Genomic DNA, 23,554 nt, shown 5'->3' with positions numbered 1-23,554 from the left:
GATGAGCTACGCAGCCACGGGGCGCGGCATTCGCATCGCCATCATCGACAGCGGCGTCCATCCCGGGCACGATCACATCGATGCCTCTCGCCTGCTACCCGGAGCGGCGATTGCCGGCGACGGGACGATCGACACGGCGCCGGAGGCGACGCTCGACCGGCTGGGGCACGGCACGGCGGTAACCGCTGCGATACAGGAAAAGGCGCCCAACGCCGAATGCGTCCCGGTCCGGGTATTCCATGAGGGGCTGAAGACCACCGGCTACGCCCTCATCACGGCAATAGACTGGGCTGCCGCGCAGGGCGTGGACTTCATCAACCTGAGCCTGGGCTCGACCAATCCAGGCCATGCCGCGGCCTTTGCCTCCGCCGTCGCAAGGGCGCGCGATGCGGGCGCGATCGTGGTGGCGCCGCGCGCGGTGGAAGAGACCCCCTGCTATCCCGGAGCGCTGGAGGGCGTCCTGTCCGTGTGCCTCGATTGGGATTGCCCCCGCGAGACATTCCGCCCTGCACCGGACGGCTCCAGATACTTTTACGCATCGGGCTTTCCAAGGCCCATCCCCGGCGTGGCGCTTCGCCGCAACATCCACGGCATAAGCTTCGCAACCGCGCAGATGTCGGGTTTTGCCGCGCGCGCGCTCGAAGACCTTGGCACCATAGCCAGCGGTACTGACCGGATCGAAGCGGTACGGACAGCCCTTCGCGCCTGAACCGGCGCGAACCGTTTCACCCCGGAACTTCAGGGCCGCTTGCGCAAAAAAAAGGCCTGCCGGGGAAAAATCCACGGCAGGCCCAAGAGTCTTTCCGTCAGGAACTCAGAATTTCTGTCCGAACCGGATGCCCATGAAGCGGGGTTTGATCGGATAAACGCGTGAGGAATGCTCACAGACCTGGATCTGGCAGAAGGTGTTCTTCGTAAGCCAGCCGCGCTTGTCGAACACATTCTGGATGAAGAACTCCGCTCCCCATCCATCCTTCTTCAGGCCAAACGAGAGATCGAACGATGTGAAGCCGCTCGTATCGCCCAGCAGCTCCGCATAAGTCTCGTTCAGGTCCTGCGTTGCCCCGGTCTGGTAATAGGCCACGCCCTGAATATAGCCGGAGAGCGCATCGTTCAGGTAGGTTTCGTACCTGACCGAGGTGTTGCCCTTGAACTTCGGTTGGCGCGGTAGGCGTGTGCCGGATTTGGCGGCGACATTACCCTCTTCCTCGGAACATGTGTCGTACTTTTCGAAGCCCGACTCCCCGACAATGCGATAGGCGCAGAAATTGCCGTCCAGTGCGGCATCGGTATAAGCGCCCGAAGTGGAGATGGTCACATCACCCAGCTTGAGGTCGGCGTCGAATTCGACACCATAGACACGCGCGTCGCCCGCATTGCCGGTGAAGCCGCCGCCGGCCGCGCCGACCACCTGAACCCCGTACTGAATGTCCTTCCACTGCTCGTAATAGACGGCAGCGTTCAATCGGAAGATGTTGGCCCACGTCGTTTTGAAACCGAACTCGAAGTTGGTCAGCGTTTCGGCTGTGTAGGAGGGGGCTGGAACCGCGGTACCACGAATACTGACCGGCGAGTTCGCACCGCCCGGACGGAAACCGGTCGAGTAGTTGAAGTATACCATTTTTCTCGGATCGATCTGCCAGGTCAGAGCCAGCTTGTGCGTCTCACCGTCTTCCTTGTACCGATTGGTCTTGTCGGCCGCGAGCGGGTTGGTACTGACGCAGTCCAGTCGATCCGTGAACGGCACCGGACAGCCGGTCGACATGGTAGGGAAGTACCAGGCAGAAGACGAGTTGCGCGCCTTGCCGGCAATACCGCCCCAGCCGATCAACGCGGATTCTGTCCAGAAATAGCGTATGCCCGCCGTGAGCGTCACGTCCGGCACGATCTCGTAGTGGCCCTCGGCGAAGAGTGCGGAGTCCTTCAACGTCAGATCAGATTCGCTCAGGTAGAAAGCTTCGCGCCGCAGGGCAGCGGGAAGAGTGATCATCGTGCCGCCATCTTCGATCGGGATACCGAAACCATCGAGGCTCGTGGTGTTCCCCCCTTCGGAATAGGAACCGCCGGCGGTGTAGCCAATGATGTCGTCCAGACCATGCGTGGCATAGTCATTGTTGATCTTGGTCTTCTGCCATTGATAGAAGCCGCCCACCGTCAGGTCGAAAGGCCAGCTCTTCGGCGTTGTCAGGCGGATTTCCTGGTTGAACTTGTCCTGGAACGAATTGCCCTTCGTATACTGTGTCGGGTTGATCACCTGACCATTCCGGTCGAAAAACTGCAGGTAGTTTTCGTAATATGAGAACTGGTCGTAGGCCACGGTATAGTAGGTGTAGTCGTTGATCAGCTTGATTCGGCGCTTGTAGTAGCCGGTGGACGAAACCAGGTCGAAGTCGCCGATATGGCCGTGAATGGCCAGCGATGCCTGAAACCACCTGTCGAGCTGACGGGTCTCTTCATAGTCGTGGACCACGAGATCGCCGCCGGGGTTCTGGTGATCACCCGTGATCTCGGTGGATGCGTCGTAGTTGAAATACCCGTAGGCGATCTGCTCCTGAGCGGTGATCTGCGGCGTGATATCCCAGCCCGGCGCCACTTCCCAGAGGGCCTGAATGCGGGCACCGTAGGAATAGAGCGGGTTGTAGTTGTCCTTGACGAACTCCTCGTTGGTCATCGTGTAGCTGGTCAGAGGATTATCGTCGCCCAGGTTGTACGTCAGCGTGCCCGGAATGTTATCGATGTAACCGCCATCGTGCCGGTAGAAGCCCATGGCACGGATCGCCAGATTGTCGGTGGCCGGGATGTTCACATAGGCTTGGGCCACCCCACCGAAATCGCCCGCGTCGTACTTGTTGACCTCGACATCGTATCCGAACTCGAACTGGCCGATGACCGGCTTCTTGGTGATGAAACGGATCGTGCCGGCAAGCGACCCGGCGCCGTAAAGCGTGCCTTGCGGGCCCGCGAGTGCTTCGACGCGTTCGAGGTCGTAAACGTGAATGTCCGGAAAGCCGCTGGTGATGCCCGCGCTGAGCGACATCATGGGCATGTCGTCGATGTAATAGCCGGTTGCGTCATATCGGCCGCCGGCTGGCACGATGCCTCGGAAGTAGGGGTTCTGACGGCCCGGACCAAGGCCATCGAAGGAAACCGAAGGCAGCAGGTTGGCGAAGTCCGACATGCTCTTGATCTGGCGCTGCTCGAGCTTCTCCGTGGACAGCGCCTGCATCGAGATCGGCACTTTCTGGACGCTCTGTGCCGAGCGGGTCGCGGTTACGACGATGTCGCCCAAACCGCCTTGGCTGCTGTCGGCATCGCCGCTCACGACGGCAGGCGAGTCCGTCATCTCCTGCGCGTGCGCGACTCCCGGTGCCAGGAAAGGTGAGATGATAGCAGTCGTCGCAAGCAGGGCCGCCATGCCTGCTCTTCGCGAACTCAAAGGAATGCTCATGACTTGAATGCCCCCTATTTTACTGGATTACCCTCTCCTTTCCCATTCGACCTTCCGTCTCGTGCGGGGTGGCCTCACTGACTGCCTTCACACTCGTTTTCGAGTTGACGAAGACACACACCTCCTGCCCCGAAGGAACACCTCCAGGTCCGCCACCAGCAGGGCCGGTAACGCCGAACATTCTTACTTCGAATCAGACGCGATCTTCGCGGATGCAGCATCCAGAACAACCGTCCTAATTTGGATACTGCCATTGGAAACAGCGGTGTCAAGCGCCTTATTCCGCGTGATTCGGAAATTTTTTCACGGTTCATCTCGACGAACCATAACGGTCGTCCTAGGTTCATGGTGCAACGCAAAATAAGGAATCGCATGGGGATCGCTTCCAGAATTTCGTGGTCAGGCAGGGTTGGAAATGCACTGGCAAGAGCCGCCCGAACAGACTGCTTCTCGATCGCATTGACGCCTGCCGACAGCGATGCACATCAGGCTCCGCGCCCTTGCGGCGGACCATGGTCGTAAGGGCCTCGGTCAAGATGGCGAGCCCCCCCGTCGGAACACCCGATCCGCACGCCCCCTCAGCGGCGCTGGCCGAAGCGGCATCACTGCTCGAAAACCGACCGGAAGCAGCGCTTGCACAGGCCGAAGCCATTCTGAAACGTGCGCCCGGCCTGCCACCAGCGGAGTTTCTGGCATGTCAAGCCCTGCGCAAGTTGGGCAAACCGGCCGCAGCCCTGCCGCGCCTCACCGCATTGGTCCGCAGCCAGCCGCGTGTCCCGGCCATTCTTTGGGAACTGGCGCAGGCGGCAAGCGAAGCCGGCCAGACCCGCGATGCCATTGCCGCCCTCGAAAACCTGACGAAAAATCAGCCGGCCGTGGCAAACGGCTGGTTCCTGCTGGCAAAGGAACTGCGAAAGGCGGGCCGCGCGGAAGACGCATGGCGCGCCGACCTTTCCGGCGTGCACGCCTCTTCGCGCGATCCCGAATTGCTCAAGGCGGCGGTCGCGATGAACGAAGACCGTCTGGACGACAGCGCTCCCCTGCTGGAAGCGCGCCTCCATCGGCTGCCGAATGACCCGGCCGGTTGCCGCCTGCTGGGTGAAGTCAACTGGCGACGCGGAGACATGACGGAGGCGATGACATGGGTCGAGCGCGCTCTGGAACTGGCCCCGGGGTTCGATCTCGCCCGCGATTTCCTAGTGCGCCTGCTGCTCCAGAACAATCGGCTGACCGAGGCGCTCGAGCATGCGGAAACGCTCGGCATGTCTCCGGTCAAGAGCCCCGGTCACGATCTCATCAAGGCGTCGGTGCTGGTACGACTCGGCCATCAGGAAGAGGCGGAGCAACTTTACCAGCACCTGCTCGCGCAGAACCCCGATCAACCTCAGGTCTGGCAGAATCTCGGCCATGTCCTGAAGACCCTTGGCAAGCAGGCAGAGGCCGTTCACGCGTACCGTCAGGCGGTAACGTACAAGCCGAGCATGGGCGAAGCCTGGTGGAGCCTTGCCAACCTCAAGACGGTGAAACTGGGGCCGGACGACATGGCCACGATGAAACAGGCACTCTCTGACCTGGAGCTGGAAACGGAGACCAGGCAGGAAGACATCTTCCACCTCCATTTCTCTTTGGGCAAGGCGCTGGAGGATGCGAAGGACTACCCCGCCTCGTTCCACCACTACGATCAGGGCAACCGCCTCCGCCGCACGATGATCCTCCATGATGCGGACGATTTCTCGGCCGAAGCGGCGGACGCGGCCAGGACCTTTTCCGCAGCGTTCATCGCCCGGATGGGCATGGGCGGCTGCCCGACGCCAGATCCGATCTTCATCGTGGGCCTGCCCCGTTCCGGATCGACGCTCGTCGAGCAGATCCTCGCCAGCCACAGCCAGGTGGAAGGCACGATGGAACTGCCGGAAATGATGATGATCGCCGGCCGTCTCCAATCGCGGCTGGACGAGGGCGAGTTCGCCGATTTCCAGACCCTGATTGCATCGCTCACCCCGGCCGACCGCTTGCGCCTGGGCGAGGAATACATCGAGCGCACGCGCGTCCACCGCCGGACCGACAAACCGCTGTTCATCGACAAGATGCCCAACAACTGGCAGCACGTCGGCCTGATACGGCTGATCCTCCCGAACGCGAAGATCATCGACGCCCGGCGCCACCCGCTGTCGTGCTGCTTCTCGGGGTGGAAGCAGCACTTCGCCCGCGGCCAGACCTTCTCCTACGACCTTGCCGACATCGGCCGGTACTACCGCGACTACGTGGACCTGATGACCGCCTACGACGCCGCGGCGCCCGGCGCGGTGCACCGAGTGGTCTACGAAGACATGGTGACCGATACCGAGCGCCAGGTGCGAAGCTTGCTCGACTATGTCGGCGTGTCCTTCGAACAGGCCTGCCTCGAATTCTACAAAAACGACCGCGCGGTACGAACGGCAAGCTCGGAACAGGTTCGCCAGCCCATCTTCACCGACGGCATCGAACAATGGAAAAACTACGCACGGTGGCTCGGCCCATTGGTGAAAGCTCTCGGGCCATCGCTCAGCAGCAATACTCTGGAATCGGCGATCGACTGACTCCCGTTCAGATCTGGCGATCTGGCTTTGTTGCGCAAATAAGCCAGCGATTAGCCTATGGGATTTCGCGGCAGTCATCTACGCGGCATGTCAAGTTTGGGAAGTTGCGAGTGCGATGAAGCGTTCGGCGATGTCTCGATTTCGGGACGCTGCGACGATTACAACGACTTCGGGAACACCTTCAGATCACGTGGGCACCACGATCAATCCCGGCGAATGCGGTGTGTTCCTCGGCCGCGGTTCGGTGCCGGGGTTGCAGCCGCAGACCGCGAAGACCTGTCGCTGACGCTCAACGTCCAGAACGTGCTCGACGAAAAGCCGCCGGTGTACAAGAACGCGGGCCAGAACGGCTACGACCCTTCCTATGCCTTCACGCTTGGCCGGATCTTCCAGCTCGGTTTCCAGAAGAAGTTCTGAGGACTACCAGTTACAATGAAGCAGCGGCCAGCCCGGCACATGCCGGGCTGGCCGTTTGCGTTTTCACAAACCTTTAAACCCATCAGGCGATCGGTTCGCTTATGGCCCGGTTCATGGCCCGCTGGACGACATCCGATAGCGTCCCTATATACCACACGGTATGAAATACTCCGAAGCGACCACCAAGGCGAGAGGCAGGCCGCGGGAATTCGATCCCGACAAGGCGCTGGCCAGCGCGCTGCAGATATTCTGGCAGCACGGTTACGAAGGTGCGTCCATGGCCGAACTGACAGAGGCGATGGGTATCACCAAGCCCAGCCTCTATGCCTGCTTCGGCAACAAGGAAGCGCTGTTCAAGAAGGCACTCGACCTCTACGAGCGGGAAAAGCTCGCCTACGTCAAAACAGCACTGGAAGCCCCTTCAGGCAAGGCTGTCGCACAAAAGCTGCTGGAAGGTGCCCTTGACACTCATTGCGGCGCGAAAGACCCACAAGGCTGTCTTGGCGTCATAAGCATGGTTGCCTGCTCCACCGAGGCGCCCTCTCTTCGCGACCATATCATTGCGCGCCGCGCGTCATCGGAAGCCGCGGTAGTGGAACGTCTGGAACGCGCCAAGGCCGAGGGCGATTTGCCTGACGGTGTCGATCCGAAGGCACTGGCCCAATGCCTCACGACCGTGATGCAAGGCTTGTCCGTCAAGGCCCAGGGCGGCGCCAGCCGGGACGAGATGCAGAATATCGTCGATACTTTTCTGGCGATCTGGCCCGGACGCTGATCCGCGGCGGCTGCGAGCCGCAGAAAAAACTTCATTCAGTGGCCATTCACCTCTTGAAACCGGGTGCTTCCGACCAAATTTACCGGTCGGTACAGAAATCGGCTTGACTGCGTCAGCTGGAAATTTATATACCATTCGGTACACAATGCACAGCCGACTCACCCTTTGAAGGAGAGCCGATGATCCGACCACCCACACCGGCTCCGGCCGGCTGACCTGCGGTGCTCCCTTTTCGCCAGGGAGCTTCCGACATTGAAATAACGACCATCCGCCCCGGTGCGCTATCGCATCGCGGCTTGCGGACGGGCTTTGCACACGACTTTTCCGGCGGCCCTTGCGCCGGGGAACGCCTTGGCGCGCGCCTCGCCCCCATCCCCCCGCCACGGGGCGCGCGCCGGGCACCTTCAGGGAGCACAAGAAATGGCATTCATCGACTTCAGCGATGCAACGCACCCGGCGCGCAACGACCGAAGTGTCGATCCTTCGGCCGCTGTCCAGTCATTCCGGCAGAACGCGTCTCTGACCTTGCAAGAGAGACGTGTTATCGAACTGGCGCGCAACGACAGCCTCAAGAGCTTGCGGGCACCGCGCAAGAGGGGATGGTTTGCCCGCCTGATCCTCGGTCCGCAACCCGCCTCTTCCATGCTCGCCAATGAACGTCTGGAGGCATTGCGCAGGCTAGCCGTCCACACCTGGCACAAGGGCTATCAGTTGCCCGCATCCGCGCTGAAGGAAGCGCAAGCCGCAGGTTTCAGCGAAGATGAAATCGGGGCCGTCATAGACATTATCGGGCGCATCCGGGCCCCGTTCCAGAGGATCGCCGCATGAATTTTCCAGCAAAGTTCGAAACGACCGCCCCCGCGGCACAAGCCGACCCGGAAAGTCCGCGCAAGCGCTTCAGGCGCCGCCATATAGCGATGGGCGCCCTTGCGCTGGTTCTGGTAGCCGGCGGAAGCTGGAGTCTCCTCGATCACGGAGAAACAGCCGCCGCAGCGCCCGCGCCGCCTTCGGTTCAGGCAGCCCATCCGCTGGTGCGCGAAGTGACAGAGTGGGACGATTACATCGGCCGCTTCGCCCCCAGCAAGACCGTGGAAGTGCGTCCGCGCGTCTCGGGCGCGATCACCCGGATCTACTTCCGGGACGGCGACACCGTCCGCAAGGGCCAGCCGCTGTTTCAGGTCGACCCGCGCCCCTACCGCGCGGCACTGGCCGGGGCAGAAGCGGACGTCGCATCGGCGCAAAGCGCGCTGGCCCTGGCGAAATCCGACTATGACCGCGTGGCCGGGCTGACCGGCGACGAGGCCATCGCCGCCAGCGAAATCGACCAGCTGCGTACCCGCGTCCGCTCGGCCACTGCTGCGCTGGCTGCCGCTCAGGCGCGCCGCCGCGAACGGGCGCTCGACATGGAGTTCACCACTGTGCGCGCGCCGATCTCCGGCCGGATTTCGGACCGCCGCGTCGATGCCGGCAACCTCGTTTCCGGCGACAACAATGCCAATGCGACGCTGCTGACCACGATCAACGCGGTCGATCCGATCTACTTCACGTTCGATGCATCCGAAGCCCTGTTCCTCAAGACCCAGCGCGACCGGGCGGAAAGCAAGACACCCGCCTCCCTGCAGGTACGCCTGCAGGACGAAGCGGACTATCGCTGGAAAGGCACGCTGGACTTCACCGACAACGGTCTCGATCCCCGCTCCGGCACGATCCGCGTGCGCGCCGTGCTCGACAATCCCGATGGCTTCCTGACGCCGGGCATGTTCGGCAATATGCGCCTGGCCGAAAGCGGCACCGTCAAGGCCATGCTGGTGCCCGACGAGGCGATCCAGTCCGATCAGGCGCGCAAGATCGTGCTGACAGTCGGCAAGGACGGCATGGTCACGGCCAAGCCGGTCGAACTCGGCCCGATGGTCGGCGGTCTGCGCGTGATCCGCGCCGGGCTCGCGGCACAGGACCGGGTGGTGATATCGAACTATCAGGCCGCCGTGGCCGGGTCCAAGGTGACCACGCGGCGCGGCCAGATCCAGACCGATCCGCACGCCGCTCCGGCACGTTCAGAACCTTCCGAGCCAGTCGCCGCACAGGCGACCCTGGCCAACTGATTCACCCGTAGCGAGGGCGCCCTCCCCCGACGGCGCCCTCCACACAGGGGCACATATCCATGCGATTTTCCCGGTTCTTCATCGACCGGCCGATTTTCGCGGGCGTCATCGCGGTGGTCATCACCGTGGTGGGCGCGCTCGCCTTCTTCGGCCTTCCCGTTTCCCAGTATCCCGACATCGTCCCGCCGACGGTGACGGTGACTGCGCAGTACCCCGGCGCCTCCGCCGAGACCGTGGCCGACACTGTCGCCGCGCCGATCGAGCAGGAGATCAACGGCGTCGACGACATGATCTACATGGACTCGCAGTCCACCGGCGACGGCAAGGTGACGATCACCGTCACGTTCAAGATCGGTACCGATCTGGATGAAGCGCAGGTTCTCGTGCAGAACCGGGTGGCCATCGCCACGCCGCGCCTGCCGGAGGAGGTGCAGCGCTTCGGCATCGTCACGCGCAAGTCCTCGCCGGACTTCCTGATGGTGGTGAACCTGCAATCGCCCGACAGCACCTTCGACCGCGACTACATCTCGAACTATGCGCTCACCCAGGTGAAGGACAAGCTCGCCCGCCTCGATGGCGTGGGCGACGTGCGCCTGTTCGGCGCGCGCGACTACGGCATGCGCATCTGGATCGATCCGGGCAAGGCCGCCGCGCTGGACCTGACTGCGGGCGAGATCGTCTCCGCCCTGCGCGCGCAGAACGTGCAGGTCTCCGCGGGCGCGCTGGGCCAGCCGCCTTACGATCAGGGGAATGCCTATCAGGTCAGCGTCGAGCTGCAGGGCCGCCTCAAGACGCCCGAGGAGTTCGCCAATGTCGTGATCCGCACCGATCCAGACGGACGCCAGATCCGCGTGCGCGATGTCGCCCGCGTGGAGCTGGGCGCGCAGGACTATGGCACCAACACTTACCTTTCGGGCAAGCCGACCGTAGTCATCGCGGTGCTGCAGCGCCCGGGCTCCAACGCGCTCGACGCCGCGCAGGCCGTTCGCAACCAGATGGATGAACTGGCAACGTCGTTCCCGCATGGGCTGGAATATTCGGTGATCTACAACCCCACCGAATTCATCGGCCAATCGATCGACGCCGTGTACCACACGCTGTTCGAGGCGGTGGTGCTGGTTGTGCTCGTCATCCTCGTGTTCCTGCAGAACTGGCGCGCGGCGATCATCCCCATCATCGCCATTCCGGTATCGCTGGTAGGCACGGCGGTGATGCTGGCGGCGCTGGGCTATTCGCTCAACAACCTCTCGCTGTTCGGACTGGTTCTGGCGATCGGCATCGTCGTCGACGACGCCATCGTCGTGGTCGAGAACGTCGAACGCTACATCGAGCACGGGATGAAACCCATCGAGGCGGCCCGCCGCTCCATGGACGAGGTCTCGGGCGCGCTGGTCGCGATCGTGCTGGTACTCTGCGCCGTGTTTGTGCCGACGCTGTTCATCTCGGGCATCTCCGGCCAGTTCTACAAGCAGTTCGCCGTCACCATCTCAACCGCGACGGTGATCTCGCTGCTGCTCTCGCTCACGCTCTCGCCCGCACTGGCGGCGATCCTGCTGCGCGAGCGGCATCCGCTGCCCGCCAATGCGCTGCGCTGGAAGCGCTGGCTTCAAACCGCCGCCGACCGCTTCAACCATGGCTTCGAGCGGATGAGCGAGGCCTATGCCCGCCTGACGCACCGGCTCGTGTTGCGGCCGCTGCGGATGATGGCGACTTATGCCGCGCTGATCGCCGCGACTGTCGGCCTGTTCTGGGCAACTCCGGCCGGCTTCGTGCCGCAGCAAGATCAGGGCTACTTCCTGACCGCGATCTTCCTGCCACCGGGCTCCTCGCTCGAACGCACGGATGAGGCCATGCAGGAGGTCGCCAAGCGCATCCTGCCAATCGAAGGCCTGCGCGGCGCGGTGATGTTCGCAGGGCTGCACGGCCCCTCGCGCACCCAGACGCCCGATGCCGCCGCCATCTACTTCCCGTTCAAGAGCTTCGAGGAACGCAAGAAGCTCGGCGTGACCTATGAAGGCATCATGCAGAAGGCGCAGGCCGCGCTGCAGGGCTTCGACAAGGGGCAGGCCATCCTCCTGCCCCCGCCGACCATCAATGGCATCGTCCCTCCGGGCGGCTACCGCATGATCGTGGAGGACAAGGAAGGCCGCGGGTATGGCGAACTGGCCAAGGCCGTGGGACCGCTGCTGGCGCAAGCCAACCAGTCGCCCGAACTGCAGCAGGTCTATACCCTGTTCAATACGGCGACCCCGCGCGTCTATGCCGATGTGGACCGGCGCAAGGCCGATCTGCTGGGCGTGCCGCCGCAGCGCATATTTGAAGCGCTGCAGGTCTATCTGGGCTCGGCGTTCATCAACGACTTCAACCTGCTGGGCCGCACCTATCGCGTTACCGCGCAGGCGGATGCCCCCTATCGCGGCACCACGGCGGACATCGCCAACCTGAAGACCCGCTCGGACTCCGGCGCGATGGTGCCGATCGGTTCGGTCGCCACCTTCAAGGACAAGACCGGCCCCTACCGCGTCGTGCGCTACAACCTGCAGCGCGCCATCGAGATCGATGGCAGCGTGGCGCCGGGCTACTCCACCGGCCAGGCGCTTTCGACGATGGAACGCGTCGCCGACGAAGCCCTGCCTGCAGGCTATGGCCACGAATGGACCGGCATTGCCTATCAGCAGACGGAAGCCGGCAATACCGCGGGTATCGTGTTCGGCATGGCAGTGCTGTTCGTGTTCCTCGTACTGGCGGCCCAGTACGAGAGCCTGACACTGCCGCTGGCGATCGTGCTGATCGTGCCGATGTGCCTGTTCGCCGCCATGCTGGGCGTGAACCTGCGCGGGATGGATAACAATATCCTCACGCAAATCGGCCTTGTCGTGCTGATCGCGCTGGCGGCCAAGAACGCGATCCTCGTGGTCGAGTTCGCCAAGCAGGCGGAAGAGGAGCGCGGGTTGTCCCCGGTCGAGGCCGCCGTCGATGCCGCGCGCACGCGCTTGCGGCCGATCCTGATGACCAGCTTCGCGTTCATTCTGGGCGTGGTGCCGCTGGTGATCGCCGATGGCGCGGGCGCCGAACTGCGCCAGGCGCTGGGCACGGCGGTATTCTTCGGGATGACCGGCGTGACCGCCTTCGGCCTGCTGTTCACTCCCACCTTCTATGTGGTGTGCCGCCATCTGGCGAACCGCTTCCCGGGAAGTCCGCGCCGCCCGCAGCATGAAAGCCACGCGCTGGAACCGGCGGAATGAAAGGAACCACCAAGATGAAGACGCGCAACCTTGCCGCGCTGCTGCTGGCTTCGGCCAGCCTCGCGGCCTGCGCTGCCGGTCCCGACGATGTCGCGCCGGTGGCGCCCCCCGCCGCCGAGGCGCCGTTCATCGGTGCCCAGTCACCGGAAATCGCGGCCAACGCGCCCGATGACACCTGGTGGCGCCTTTATGACGATCCTGTGCTCAACGGCCTTGTGCAGGATGCGCTGGCCGCCAACACCGATGTCCGCGTGGCCGTGGCGCGCATCGCAAGAGCGCGCGCGAACTTGCGCGGATCGCGCTCGGACGCCTTGCCGCAAACCGCGCTCAACGGCACCGGCACGTATGGCCGCGTGCCCGAAAGCCAGGTCCTGCCCGGCTTCGAGCGCGAGCGGCGCACCGTGGATGGCGAATTCGCCGTCAGCTACGAACTCGACCTGTTCGGCCGCGTTCGCCGCGGGATCGAAGCCTCGCGCGCCGATTATGCCGCCGCACAGGAAGATGCCGATGCCGTGCGGGTGACGGTGGTCGCCGATACCGTGCGCGCCTATGTCGATGCCACCAGCGCGGCCGGGCAACTGGCCGTGGCGCGGCATACGGTGGATCTGCTCGACCGTTCGGTGCGGATCACCAATGCCCGTTTCGAGCACGGGCTCAACCAGAAGCTGGACGTGATCCGCGTCACCCAGCTTCGCGAGCAGCAGGCCGCCGCGATCCCCACGCTACTGGCCACGCGCGATGCCGCGCTGTTCCGTCTTGCCACGCTGACGGGCCGCACGCCGCAGGACCTTCCGGCGCAGGTGCGCGAACGGACTACCACACCCGATGTCGGCCAGCCGATCCCCGTGGGTGACGGCCGCACACTGCTGGCCCGCCGTCCCGACGTGAAGGCCGCAGAACGCCGCCTTGCCGCCGATACCGCGCGGATCGGCGTGGCGACGGCCGATCTCTACCCCAAGATCACGCTGGGCGCTTCGGTCGGCACCACCGCGCTCGGCGATACCGGCGTGTTCGGCGCTGGCCCCTTACGCTGGCTGATCGGGCCGCTGATCTCGTGGGCTTTCCCCAATCAGGAAGCGATCCGCGCCCGCATCGGCGGAGCCAAGGCGGATGCACAGGCCGACCTCGCCACGTTCGACGGTACCGTGCTGCGCGCGCTGGAGGAAACCGAGACGGCGCTGTCCGCCTATCGCAACGCGCTGCTGCGCAAGGACCGCCTTGCTTCCGCGCGCGATGCGGCGGAGCGAGCCGCTAAGGTCAGTCTCGCGCGCCAGAGGCGCGGACAGATCGACGCGTTGGCCCTGCTCGACGCCCAGCGCACACTGGCGCAGTCGGATGCCGACTATGCGCTAGCGACGCGCGACGTAGCCTTTGCGCAAGTCGACCTATTCCGCGCGCTGGGCGGGACTTGGCAGGATCGTCCTATGGTTCCCAACCCGGCGGGAGAACAGCTCTAGCGAAGTCTGACACCTGCGGTCGGTGAACGATGCGTCCTGCCCCAGCGGCAGGTCGGAGATGCTCTGGCACCAACTCGCGGACAGCGTCGCTGCTGGCACCGACCGACGGCATTGCGCACATTTCCGTTTCGTTCGGCGGCCATGCAATATCGGGCTTCGTCGCTGCGAAGATCCGCAAAGATTTGCCCGCCATATCTGACTGGGCATCGGACGTAACGCTGACGATCCATGGCGAGAGGAGCAGCCCGATCGTCAGCGGGGACAGCCACAAGGCCAGGACGGGATCGATCCATGCGGTCGCGGCAAAAGCGACACCCAGGGCCAGATGTTCGCGCAGATCGGGGATGACCTCACGAGCAGGTATTCGACGGGCTTCCCGATCCTGCGTGTGCCAACTTGAGGAGATGCCGAGCAGCATTCCCAACAGTGCCTTCGTCTGCGTGACCATGGCGATGGGGGCAAACAGCATGGCAAGCGGTATATCGACGGCGACTGACCCGAGGATGGACCGAATGCCACCGAAGTCACGCCGGCGCTGCTTATCCGCAAGCACCCAGACCAGCCCCATGAGCTTCGGACCAAAGAGCAGCAACACCGTCAGCCAAAGCACGCTCGCGGGCGCAGCGCTTGCCAGAATTTCCCCTGCGCCGCTTGCAACCTGCGCGATGGCTACCAGCAACAGGAGCAGCCAACCGGGCGATGTCAGATAAGCGGAGGCGCCGATCAGCAAATGCAGGCGGCTCGTCCAGTGCAGACCGGACACGCCCAACAGGCGAAGGTGCTGCAGATTGCCCTGCATCCAGCGACGGTCGCGGATCGCATGGTCGACAATGGTTGGCGGATATTCTTCATAGGATCCGCCGATCATCACCATGTGTACGGCCCAGCCCCGGCGTCGCAGCAAGGCCGACTCCAGCATGTCGTGGCTCAGGATATGGCCGCCGAACGGCGCCTTGCCAGGAAGCTCGGGCAGGCCGCAGCTCTCCGCGAAAGCGCGCGTGCGCACGATGGCGTTGTGTCCCCAGAAGTTGGCCTCAGAACCCGACCACCACAGCAGGCCAGCCGAAGCGATGGGACCGTAGGCTTCGCTGGCAAAGCGCATCCAGCGCTGGAACAGGGTCCGTGCATTGATGATCATCGGCACGGTCTGAAGCAGCCCTATCGAAGGGCGCTCCTCCATGATCGCCGCCATGCCGACGATAGCGTCGCCGCTCATCACCGAGTCTGCATCCAACACCAGCATGCATTCGTAGGCCGCCCCAAAGCGCCGGACCCATTCCGCGATGTTGCCGGGCTTGCGGGCGGTGTTCTTTTCCCTCCGGCGGTAATAGACCGGGATCGCCGCCTCGGTAGCAACCTCGCGCCAGGCTGCCAGTTCTCGCTTGCCGTGAAGTTCGTTTGAATCGCTGAGGATGAAAAAGTCGATCCAATCTGCGCCGCCGGCTTCATGGATCGACCGCGTCATGGCGCGGACCCGGCTAAAAGTGGCTTCCACACTTTCATTGTAGACGGGCATCAGCACGGCAGTGCGGTGGCGTAGAGACTGGCCCGGGCTGGGAATGGTTGAAAAGCCGGGATGTTCCCCGCTGATGAGCTTCACGAAGCCAATCGCCGAGTTCACGAACCCAAAGGCGATCCAACTGAACAGCGGCACGAAAAATAGCAGCAGAAGCACTTCGAAAACATCGAGCCCGTCGCGCGAAAACGTGAAGCGCAGCTCGCTGGATGCCGCGAGCCCCAGAACCGCCGTCAGGGCTATGAGGAGCAGGCGCTTCACGAGCATGCCGTGCGGCTGCGTGACTACTTCGATCGATCCGGGCGCGGAACCGTGGAGCCGCTGGACCGGCATGTCGAGCGGCGCTTCTTGCGGAAGTTGGCGCAAGGTGTGGGTTCGAACTCGGGTCATAGCTTCACCATCTTGATAACGGTTTCGCTGAGGGCGGCGGTTCCTCGCCTGAGGTACAGCCGCATTTCCGGACGCGGTACGGCGGAGAGCTTCACGTCCAGCATGACGCGCCAGCGTGCTTCCGCCCCCGCCACGGGGTAGGCGGACAGGGACAGCAGCGCGTCCGAGGGCAGGTCGGTGACAGCATCGATCCCTGCATCCCGGCCCTGCCCCGTCAGCACTGGCCCGGCAAAGTCGAAGACATACTTTCGAGCCCCGGCAGTCGGCGGCTCCCCGGGCCTTCCCGCCGGTCCCTCGAACATGTCCACGCACCGGGCATTGGTTACTTCAGAAGGAGCGCTGAAAGCCCAGGTCAGCGTGTAGCCAATATCCCGCCGCTCCCCGCGCCGGGCGGTCTGATTGCTCACCCAGAACGCGGCGATATTATCCTGCGTTTCGTTGTCAGTAGGCATCTCGTAGAGCATCACCCTGCCCGGGCCCCAATCGTCGTCGGGCTCTATCCAGAGGGAGGGACGACGGTCATAGAATGCCCCGTCATCCTGAAAGTGATCGAAAGCCTGATCGCGCTGCATGAGTCCGAAGCCCTTAACGCGATCGGCACGAAAGCTTGTGACGCGCGCTTCGTCGGGGTTTTCCAGAGGACGCCAGATGTGCTCGCCAGTGCCTGACCATATGGCCAATCCATCGGAATCATGGATTTCACGGCGCCAGTCGGAACGCGCATCGTGCTGGTCGTACCAGTACATGGAAGTGGCCGGCGCGATGCCGAGCCGTTCGATGTCGCGGCGGAAGAACAGGCTCGCCTGTACGTTCTGCTCCACGCCCTCCCCGTTCTTGCGACAGTCGAACGCGTAAGCTCCGGCCAAACTGGGCCCATCGAGCAAAGCGAAAATGCGGACATGATCGTTATCGACTGGCTCGATCCAGAATGCCGTGAACGCGGGAAACTCCTCGGGCCGGCCGGTTCCGGTGTCGACAGCTATGCCGCGCGCCGACAGTCCGTACTGATCTCGCGAGCCGGAGGCACGAAAGTAGGATGCCCCGAGGAACGCCAGCCAATCGCCTGCCTGCCCTGCTTCCATGACGCGAAAGCCTGCCGGATCGGCCGATGCGCCACCGACGAACAGTCCGTCGGTCTCAACCAGACGCCGTGCCTGCCCTCCGTCCACCAGGTGCAATGCCACGGAATGTTCGGCGATACCCCGGGCGGCCGGGAACAGCCGCACATTGCCGCCGAGCGATCCGGCAGGGCCATAGGCGAGTTTGCCAAACGCGTCGAAGTCTGTTGGCAAGTTGGCCGGCTTTTCCGGCGCTGAATATTCCCTGGCGGCAAGATCCCGGGCCTGCCGCACCAGTCCTTGCCAGGAAAAGCTCCGGGGCGTGGCAAAACGGCTACTCGCTGCGCGAAGGGATGAAGGCAAGGCCGCCAAGCCGAGAGCGCCCGCAAACAGGGCACCCGCCTTTCGCCTCGTCATACCTTGCTGAAACGAGGATTCTACGCTTGAACCGGCATTCCGCCGCGTCGCTGCAGACCTTTCAGTAGGATCCGGTATTGCTCTGGTCCTCGCCAATACATTTCCCCGTTGCCAAGATCATACGCTCAGAGCCGGCAATGGTTGCGACACACCGAGGATCAGTTGTCGGCGGCACTGCGCAGACCGATGATGACCCGGGCGCCGGGCTCAACCGCATTCGAGAAGATTTCGGTTCGACTTCCATCACTGGCACCGATAGTGACGTCTACGCGTCGCGGCGTGCCATCCTCGCCAAGCAGATATATCTGCGGACGCACTCGCTGGGGCGAACGGTAAGGCGAAAACTCGAGCGCTGCAGCCGGAACCAGCAATACACCGCGGCGCTCCGGCAGCGTCATTTCCAGCGCCGCTTCCATGCCCGGCTGTATCCGATCGTCGGCGTCTTCGAGCACGAATACCCCGATGGGGCCTTCAGGCCCCGCATCGATGCGTGCAAGTTTTGCCTCGAATGTCTGACCGGACAGGTCGTCGAAGCGAACCGCAGCCCTGGTTCCCGGCTTTGCCGTGGCTCCGGCGAACTTCCAGGGCACTGTGATCATCAATGTGTCGTCTTCCGGCGTCAGCCGGAAAAGAAGCGCGCCTTCCCTGACTTGCTGCCCCTTCTCGGCCCCTTGCAGCGTAAGAAAGCTGGAGAACGGCGCTCTGATCACGGTATTGGAAAGTTGCTCCTGCCGGGCCTCCACCGCCAGTCGGGCAGCGCGCAAACGCGCTTCGGCGGCAAGCTCTGCCTGCCGACTGCGTAGTGCTTCGCTGCGAGCGGCGGACATTTCGTTGCGCGCCGGGACGCGCCCGTCGGATTTTTGCCAAACCCGTTCGAAACGCGCCAGAAGCTCAGCTTTCTGGGCCGCAATCGCCTTTTGGGCCGCGAGATCCGCTTCTGCAGCCTCAAGGCTCGCCGTATCGGCCTCTAGCAATTGCTTCAAAGGACCGGAGTCGATGCGCGCCAATTCCTGCCCATACCGGACCTGCCCATTCGACGACGCTGCCAGCGAAGCGATTGTCCCGCTTGTGCGCGCGTAAATGGCAAGATCATGGCTCCCTTGTACAAGGCCGCGTTCGGCCAGCTTGGGTTCCAGATCGCCGATTTGGGCCGGCGCGAACAGGTAGGGGCTCTCCTGACCGGCGAAGAACCGCACGGCGAGGACGATTGCCGCCAGGATGGCAATGGCCAAGACGACTGTGGCGAAAAGGTGACGGCGGCGCTTGCGGGGCGCGGCGCCCAGCAAGGTATCGAGGGCCGATGGACTGCGCCCGCCGTCGTCACTCACAAGCGATTACCTCGCCAGCCGCGGACTTCGGCATGTCCGCGCCAAGATCTGCAGCACTCCATCCTCCCCCTCGGTCCCTCCACGACTGTATCGTTGCCACGGCCAACTCGGCGCGGGCAGCGACATGCCCCTCCTCGACGGCCAACAAGGCCGCTTCGGCTACGAAAAGCGTGGCGAAGGTCTCCGTTCCATTGCGATAGGCCAGCCGCGCATCTTCTGCCGTCCGGCGCGCGATCACCATACTTTTCGACAAGTCCACCTGTCTGGCAGCGGCGGCATTGGCAGCGCTGCGGGCACGCTCCACGTCGGTATGGGCTTTTGCCCACGCGTCTCTGTAGAGCGCCCGCTCCTGCTCACGCGAGCTATCGCCGGGAGGACCATCGGCTTGCTTGTCGACGTGCGCCGAAAGCGGACTGCCCCCTTTCCCGATCACCTTCGCAGACAGCCGATAATGCAAGGCAAGCAAATCCGGGCGCTCTGCGAGATCAATCTCCTCCAGGCCACCCGCATCGATAGCAATATCAGGAACGCGCCCCTGATTGCCCAGCAACTCCAACACTCTTGCCTCCTCGATGCTCGTAAGACGGCTCAAGGTTGACCGCGCCTCTTCCAGACGGGTCCGGAACAACTGCAGCCCTGATGCGCCTAACCCGAGGAACGAATCCGCAAGCCCGGTGTCGATACCCGAGACCAGCCCGGCCTCTCGGCGGAAGCCTGCGATCTCGGCGTTGTCTGCATATTGAGCTTGCAGGTTCTCCCGAATAAACAGCACTTCCTGCAACCTTCTCGCTTCGATGTAGGCTGTGGCGATTTCAGCAGCGCGGGCTGCGCGGTGATCGGCATAACGATACAAGGCGGCCAGGTGCCGCGCTTCAGCCTCCTCGGCTCCATTGTTGCCGAAAAGCCGGCTGATCCGCACGTCGATCCGTTCGCCATGCCCCCGCGCCCGATCTGCCGCGAGCCGCAAAGCATGGGCTTCACAAATCAGCGCAGGGTCCCGGGCCAGCCCGTTCTCGATGACCGCAGCCAGAACGGGATCACCGGCCTTCTGCCACCAATGGCCCAACGCCCTTCCTGTGTTCTGCTCAGGGGCTGGCCTATCGAACGGAAGTGCAGTCGGGCCGGATGCACAGCCTGCCATGCAAAAGAGAAAGAGCAGCACCATCGTAGCCGGCAAGCGGAAACGGCGCGGACGATCTGGGGGGGAAGAATCGTGCACGTACCGCCGATAGCAACGATCCCGATGAACGCAACCACAGTACTGGCGCGCATTATCGCGGTGTCAGCGATGAATGCTCCTGCGACGCGAAGTAAATGGAAGACCGCTTGTCACGCGACTTCGCGAGCTGGAGTTCCGCGACGAATAACGACGGTGACTTGCCCGTCGCCGCTTGAAAGCGGCGCCCCCGGGAACGGACTCGTCCTTCAGCGGCTCGCGCAGCAGCTTGATGACGAGGATTTCCTTGCAGTATTCCAGCAAAGCCGCAGAGGAAAAGCCCAGCGCAATCGCTTCGCGGCAGACGATGTTGATGATCTCGACCAGCGAAGGAACCCACAGCTCCCGCTGGGCCCGATCGCTCAGACTGAAGTCTATCCGCTCATCATCGAGAAACATGATGACGACATCGAGATCGGCCCCGTCGGACTCGAATTCACGATGGTGCGAGCGCGGCAGGAAGTGCAACGAACCCGGCAGCGAAAGGCGCCGCTGGCGGCACGCCGGGGTCCGGCAAGCCCCGGTCGGGCCGCGCCCGCACGAAACCGGCATCTCAGGATGTTGGCTGGTACTGCCACGGTATTGCTGTATGGGCTGACCTTGTGCCACCGCCGCACTTCGGTGCGCATCCCCTCGATCTCAGCAGTGCCCAGCAGGTCGAACGAATGTGCCCACATGATCCTCAACCGCAGTAATGCTCTTTGTTTCAAGTTTCTTGCCATTGCTGGCAGATGCGGACGACGCGGGTATTGCAGGCTCCAGGACCCAACGACCGGTCGGTCACGATTGGCAGCGGAAGGATCGATATTCGAATGGCACGCCGAAGAGTGAAAGTATTCTTCGATGGGGGCTCTCGTCCTAACCCGGGGCACATGGAGGCCGCTGTCGTCATACGCGGCGTCGAATATCTGTTCGAAGACCTCGGGACCGGCACCAATACCGACGCCGAATGGCTGGCCCTGCTCGTGGCGATGGAACAGGCCCAGTCGTTGGGCCTTGCCGACATAGAACTGATCGGTGACGCGCTCGCTGTCATTCGGGAGGCAAACCTCGTCTTGAACACCGGTCAGGCGACGAACAATCACGCCGCCCGGTTTCTGGCCTTGGCAGCCAAGGAGAGGCCGGCTCGCGTTCGCTGGATCAAACGCGAACAAAACCTGGCGGGCATTTGTCTCGCCTCTCGACACCCAAGATAGACCACTCGCCCGGCCTATCCTCCCGACTGAAGTCGGGGATCAGAGGGTTTCCAGAAACGTGACAAGTGCCGCGGGTTCCTAGGCGTCGAGGTCGAGCGGCTTCAGGTGCGGATCGCGCTGCGGTGGGGGGCCGCTGTTCGTTCTGCTCTGCTAGGGTCCTTGCCGCTGCCGGCATCGAGATTGACGACGCCGCGCAGACTCAAGATCAAGCCGTTGTCCAAGTAGGGCTTTGTACACCGCAGGTTGTCGCACTGCGCAGATCAATGGCTGCAACACCGCACCGCTTTTCGCGCCGGCTTCAGCTTTCGGTCCACAGACGCCCAACGCTCAGAACGATTGCGCCATAGCGGTCGTGCCCGGCCAAGCTAATTGTTGCACCACAGCATGGATGCTGCGGCGCAACAATTAGCTTGGCACGCCCCCTCTGTGGGGTATGTTCAGGATGTGGGCGATCCGAACTCTCTTAGTCTGACGATTGCGGCACTGCTCCTTGCCGGGGCAGGCGCGGGCTTTGCCGGCGGCCTGTTCGGGATTGGCGGCGGCTTCGTCGTCGTTCCCGCGCTGGTTTTCCTGTTGCCGATGCTCGGTGTCGATCCCGTGCAGGTCGCTCATGTCGCGGTCGGCACCTCGCTCGCGACGATCATCTTTACCTCCATCCGCTCGACCATGAGCCACGCCGCACGCGACGCCGTCGACTTCTCAGTCTTGAAAAGCTGGGCGCCCTTCGTTGCGCTGGGCACGATATTCGGATCGCTGGTAGCGGATCGGATCAGCGGCGCCGAACTCGCGATGATCTTCGGTTTCGGCGTGTTCGCCTTTGCGATCTATTTCCTGCGCCCTGCCCCTCGCGTCCAGAAGGTGGCCGTCGCCTTGCCGACCGGCCTCCCACGAGCAGGCATCGCTGGCGGGCTGGGCCTTGTCTCCGCGCTACTGGGCATCGGCGGCGGCACCCTGACGACTCTCGTGATGACGGCCTGTGGCAGCCCCATCCACCGGGCTATCGGCACAGCTGCCGGGATGGGTGCAATCATTGCCCTGCCCGGCACGATCGGATTCCTGTTCATCGGCTTCGGCGAGCCGAACCTGCCGTGGGGGTCGGTCGGTTATGTCAACCTGCCCGCTGCGATCGTGATCACCTTCATGTCGGTGCTGGTTGCGCCGCTCGGTGTCGCGACCGCACACCTGCTGCGCCCGGCCGTACTACGCCGCGTCTTCGGAATTTACCTCTTGGTGGTTGGAGTGACGATGATCGCCAAATACTGAAGGAAGGACTCTCCCATGATTGCCAATCGCAGAAATTTTCTCGCCGGAGCCAGCCTTTCCGCAGGGATCGGCGCGATACCGCTTGCCGCTCGCACCGTCGCCGCCGCGCCTGCTGCCGAGGCATCGCATTTCGGGCCGCTCACTGGACAGGCCCTGCTCAGCCGGAACGAAAACCCATACGGCCCTGCCCCTTCAGCCATCGAGGCGATCAGCAAGACGGCCAGGATGGGCTGCTACTACGCCGACCGCGGGGTGGGGTATCTTCAGGACATGATCGCCGAGCGAAATGGCGTTTCGCCCAAGCAGGTGGTCCTCGGCAGCGGATCGACCGAGATCCTTTGCGCCATCGCACTCGCCTGGGGTGAGAAAGGCGCGATCCTGTGCCCCGATCTTTTCTGGGATACGACGGTCAACTACGGCGAGCGGCAGGGGGTAAAATCGATCCGCGTTCCGCTCGCCGCGGACATGAGCGTCGATCTCGATGCCATGGCAGGCGCCATGAGCGACGACGTCTCGCTGATCCAGATATGCAACCCCAACAACCCCACCGGCATGCTGATCGACAGTGCCGCCCTGCGCAGCTTCGCCGCCAAGGTCACACCGGGCGCCACGCTGCTGATCGACGAAGCCTACAACGAACTGACCGACACGCCCGACGCCAACTCGCTCGTCGGCCTGGTGCGCGACGGTCACGACGTCATCATCTGCCGCACGTTTTCGAAGATCTACGGCATGGCCGGAATGCGCGTGGGATACGCGATCACCAGCGAGGAAAATGCCGATCGGATCAGAGGCTACCTCATGAGTTTCGGTGGCAATGTGGCAGGCATCGCCGGTGCTATTGCCAGCTACAACGACACGGCGTTCATCGAGCAATCCAAGCTCATGGTGACCGAAGGACGGGCGATGATCCTTGATGCGGTCAAGACCGCCGGGCTGACCGCCCTGCCCTCACAGACCAATTTCGTCTATGTGAAGGTGCCCGATGCCGATGCGGTTCAAGCCGCGATGCAGGAACGCGGCATCGCGATCCGCGGCGCCTACGGCCCCTGGGCGCAATACTCGCGAGTCAGCACGGGAAAGATGGAAGACGTCGTACGTTATGCGAAGGCGCTGCCGGAAATCATAGGCCAACTGTCCGGCTGAC

The 23,554-nt window shown here is 63.3% G+C and carries 17 protein-coding genes; 11 read left to right on the top strand and 6 right to left on the bottom strand.

Annotation, left to right across the window (positions count from 1 at the left end; all coding sequences use genetic code 11):
* Position 1: 1 nt before the first annotated feature.
* Positions 2-709, top strand: a complete 708-nt coding sequence (qhpE, locus tag IEX64_RS02930; RefSeq protein ID WP_188818078.1) for a subtilisin-like serine protease QhpE — start codon at positions 2-4, stop codon at positions 707-709.
* A gap of 105 nt (positions 710-814) precedes the next feature.
* Here qhpE and IEX64_RS02925 read toward each other — a convergent pair whose 3' ends face one another.
* Complete coding sequence (locus IEX64_RS02925; protein WP_188818076.1) at positions 815-3,415, bottom strand: TonB-dependent receptor; 2,601 nt, start codon at positions 3,413-3,415, stop codon at positions 815-817.
* Positions 3,416-3,984: 569 nt separating this feature from the next.
* Between IEX64_RS02925 and IEX64_RS02920 the strand changes: the two genes are divergently transcribed.
* The 7 genes from IEX64_RS02920 (at position 3,985) to IEX64_RS02890 (ending at position 14,023) form a co-directional block, all read left to right on the top strand.
* Positions 3,985-6,027 (top strand): tetratricopeptide repeat-containing sulfotransferase family protein, encoded by a 2,043-nt coding sequence (locus IEX64_RS02920; RefSeq protein ID WP_188818074.1) that lies wholly within the window; start codon positions 3,985-3,987, stop codon positions 6,025-6,027.
* A 216-nt stretch (positions 6,028-6,243) separates the two neighbouring features.
* Complete coding sequence (locus IEX64_RS02915; RefSeq protein WP_188818072.1) at positions 6,244-6,444, top strand: TonB-dependent receptor; 201 nt, start codon at positions 6,244-6,246, stop codon at positions 6,442-6,444.
* Positions 6,445-6,604: 160 nt separating this feature from the next.
* Positions 6,605-7,219 carry a TetR/AcrR family transcriptional regulator gene (locus IEX64_RS02910; RefSeq protein WP_188818070.1) on the top strand — a complete coding sequence of 205 codons (615 nt, stop codon included), beginning with the start codon at positions 6,605-6,607 and terminating at the stop codon, positions 7,217-7,219.
* Between the two features lie 420 nt (positions 7,220-7,639).
* Complete coding sequence (locus IEX64_RS02905; RefSeq protein WP_188818068.1) at positions 7,640-8,047, top strand: hypothetical protein; 408 nt, start codon at positions 7,640-7,642, stop codon at positions 8,045-8,047.
* Complete coding sequence (locus IEX64_RS02900) at positions 8,044-9,321, top strand: efflux RND transporter periplasmic adaptor subunit (protein ID WP_188818066.1); 1,278 nt, start codon at positions 8,044-8,046, stop codon at positions 9,319-9,321. Before IEX64_RS02905 ends, IEX64_RS02900 begins: the two co-directional genes overlap by 4 nt.
* 59 nt (positions 9,322-9,380) lie before the next feature.
* The gene (locus tag IEX64_RS02895; RefSeq protein ID WP_188818064.1) at positions 9,381-12,566 is read left to right on the top strand and encodes an efflux RND transporter permease subunit; all 3,186 of its coding nucleotides are present in this window, start codon (positions 9,381-9,383) and stop codon (positions 12,564-12,566) included.
* Positions 12,563-14,023 carry an efflux transporter outer membrane subunit gene (locus IEX64_RS02890; protein WP_373290120.1) on the top strand — a complete coding sequence of 487 codons (1,461 nt, stop codon included), beginning with the start codon at positions 12,563-12,565 and terminating at the stop codon, positions 14,021-14,023. Before IEX64_RS02895 ends, IEX64_RS02890 begins: the two co-directional genes overlap by 4 nt.
* Here IEX64_RS02890 and mdoH read toward each other — a convergent pair.
* The 5 genes from mdoH to IEX64_RS02865 form a co-directional block, all read right to left on the bottom strand.
* Entirely contained in the window at positions 13,989-15,929 is a 1,941-nt protein-coding gene (gene mdoH / locus IEX64_RS02885) for a glucans biosynthesis glucosyltransferase MdoH (RefSeq protein WP_229710034.1), read from the bottom strand. The genes IEX64_RS02890 and mdoH overlap by 35 nt on opposite strands.
* Entirely contained in the window at positions 15,926-17,404 is a 1,479-nt protein-coding gene (locus tag IEX64_RS02880) for an OpgD/OpgG family glucan biosynthesis protein (protein WP_188818062.1), read from the bottom strand. Before IEX64_RS02880 ends, mdoH begins: the two co-directional genes overlap by 4 nt.
* Positions 17,405-17,562: 158 nt before the next feature.
* Complete coding sequence (locus IEX64_RS02875; RefSeq protein ID WP_188818060.1) at positions 17,563-18,732, bottom strand: efflux RND transporter periplasmic adaptor subunit; 1,170 nt, start codon at positions 18,730-18,732, stop codon at positions 17,563-17,565.
* Positions 18,725-19,798 (bottom strand): TolC family protein, encoded by a 1,074-nt coding sequence (locus tag IEX64_RS02870; protein WP_188818059.1) that lies wholly within the window; start codon positions 19,796-19,798, stop codon positions 18,725-18,727. Before IEX64_RS02870 ends, IEX64_RS02875 begins: the two co-directional genes overlap by 8 nt.
* Before the next feature lie 216 nt (positions 19,799-20,014).
* Positions 20,015-20,416 (bottom strand): hypothetical protein, encoded by a 402-nt coding sequence (locus IEX64_RS02865; protein ID WP_188818057.1) that lies wholly within the window; start codon positions 20,414-20,416, stop codon positions 20,015-20,017.
* Between the two features lie 404 nt (positions 20,417-20,820).
* Between IEX64_RS02865 and IEX64_RS02860 the strand changes: the two genes are divergently transcribed.
* The 3 genes from IEX64_RS02860 (at position 20,821) to IEX64_RS02850 (ending at position 23,553) form a co-directional block, all read left to right on the top strand.
* Positions 20,821-21,144 carry a reverse transcriptase-like protein gene (locus tag IEX64_RS02860; RefSeq protein WP_229710032.1) on the top strand — a complete coding sequence of 108 codons (324 nt, stop codon included), beginning with the start codon at positions 20,821-20,823 and terminating at the stop codon, positions 21,142-21,144.
* Positions 21,145-21,528: 384 nt separating this feature from the next.
* The gene (locus tag IEX64_RS02855) at positions 21,529-22,407 is read left to right on the top strand and encodes a sulfite exporter TauE/SafE family protein (protein WP_188818053.1); all 879 of its coding nucleotides are present in this window, start codon (positions 21,529-21,531) and stop codon (positions 22,405-22,407) included.
* Positions 22,408-22,422: 15 nt separating this feature from the next.
* Positions 22,423-23,553 carry a pyridoxal phosphate-dependent aminotransferase gene (locus tag IEX64_RS02850; protein WP_188818051.1) on the top strand — a complete coding sequence of 377 codons (1,131 nt, stop codon included), beginning with the start codon at positions 22,423-22,425 and terminating at the stop codon, positions 23,551-23,553.
* Position 23,554: the final 1 nt, after the last annotated feature.

Source organism: Novosphingobium indicum (assembly GCF_014645195.1).
Lineage (GTDB): Bacteria > Pseudomonadota > Alphaproteobacteria > Sphingomonadales > Sphingomonadaceae > Novosphingobium > Novosphingobium indicum.
This window is presented reverse-complemented; position numbering and strand designations above follow the sequence as displayed.

Excerpts from the sequence above, each read along its gene's own strand:
- IEX64_RS02895 (WP_188818064.1), top strand. The coding sequence starts at position 9,381 with ATGCGATTTTCCCGGTTCTTCATCGACCGGCCGATTTTCGCGGGCGTC.
- IEX64_RS02880 (WP_188818062.1), bottom strand. The coding sequence starts at position 17,404 with ATGACGAGGCGAAAGGCGGGTGCCCTGTTTGCGGGCGCTCTCGGCTTG.
- qhpE (WP_188818078.1), top strand. The coding sequence starts at position 2 with ATGAGCTACGCAGCCACGGGGCGCGGCATTCGCATCGCCATCATCGAC.
- IEX64_RS02900 (WP_188818066.1), top strand. The coding sequence starts at position 8,044 with ATGAATTTTCCAGCAAAGTTCGAAACGACCGCCCCCGCGGCACAAGCC.
- IEX64_RS02850 (WP_188818051.1), top strand. The coding sequence starts at position 22,423 with ATGATTGCCAATCGCAGAAATTTTCTCGCCGGAGCCAGCCTTTCCGCA.
- IEX64_RS02860 (WP_229710032.1), top strand. The coding sequence starts at position 20,821 with ATGGAGGCCGCTGTCGTCATACGCGGCGTCGAATATCTGTTCGAAGAC.
- IEX64_RS02915 (WP_188818072.1), top strand. The coding sequence starts at position 6,244 with ATGCGGTGTGTTCCTCGGCCGCGGTTCGGTGCCGGGGTTGCAGCCGCA.
- IEX64_RS02925 (WP_188818076.1), bottom strand. The coding sequence starts at position 3,415 with ATGGCGGCCCTGCTTGCGACGACTGCTATCATCTCACCTTTCCTGGCA.
- IEX64_RS02920 (WP_188818074.1), top strand. The coding sequence starts at position 3,985 with ATGGCGAGCCCCCCCGTCGGAACACCCGATCCGCACGCCCCCTCAGCG.
- mdoH (WP_229710034.1), bottom strand. The coding sequence starts at position 15,929 with ATGACCCGAGTTCGAACCCACACCTTGCGCCAACTTCCGCAAGAAGCG.
- IEX64_RS02910 (WP_188818070.1), top strand. The coding sequence starts at position 6,605 with ATGAAATACTCCGAAGCGACCACCAAGGCGAGAGGCAGGCCGCGGGAA.
- IEX64_RS02855 (WP_188818053.1), top strand. The coding sequence starts at position 21,529 with ATGGATGCTGCGGCGCAACAATTAGCTTGGCACGCCCCCTCTGTGGGG.
- IEX64_RS02890 (WP_373290120.1), top strand. The coding sequence starts at position 12,563 with ATGAAAGGAACCACCAAGATGAAGACGCGCAACCTTGCCGCGCTGCTG.
- IEX64_RS02905 (WP_188818068.1), top strand. The coding sequence starts at position 7,640 with ATGGCATTCATCGACTTCAGCGATGCAACGCACCCGGCGCGCAACGAC.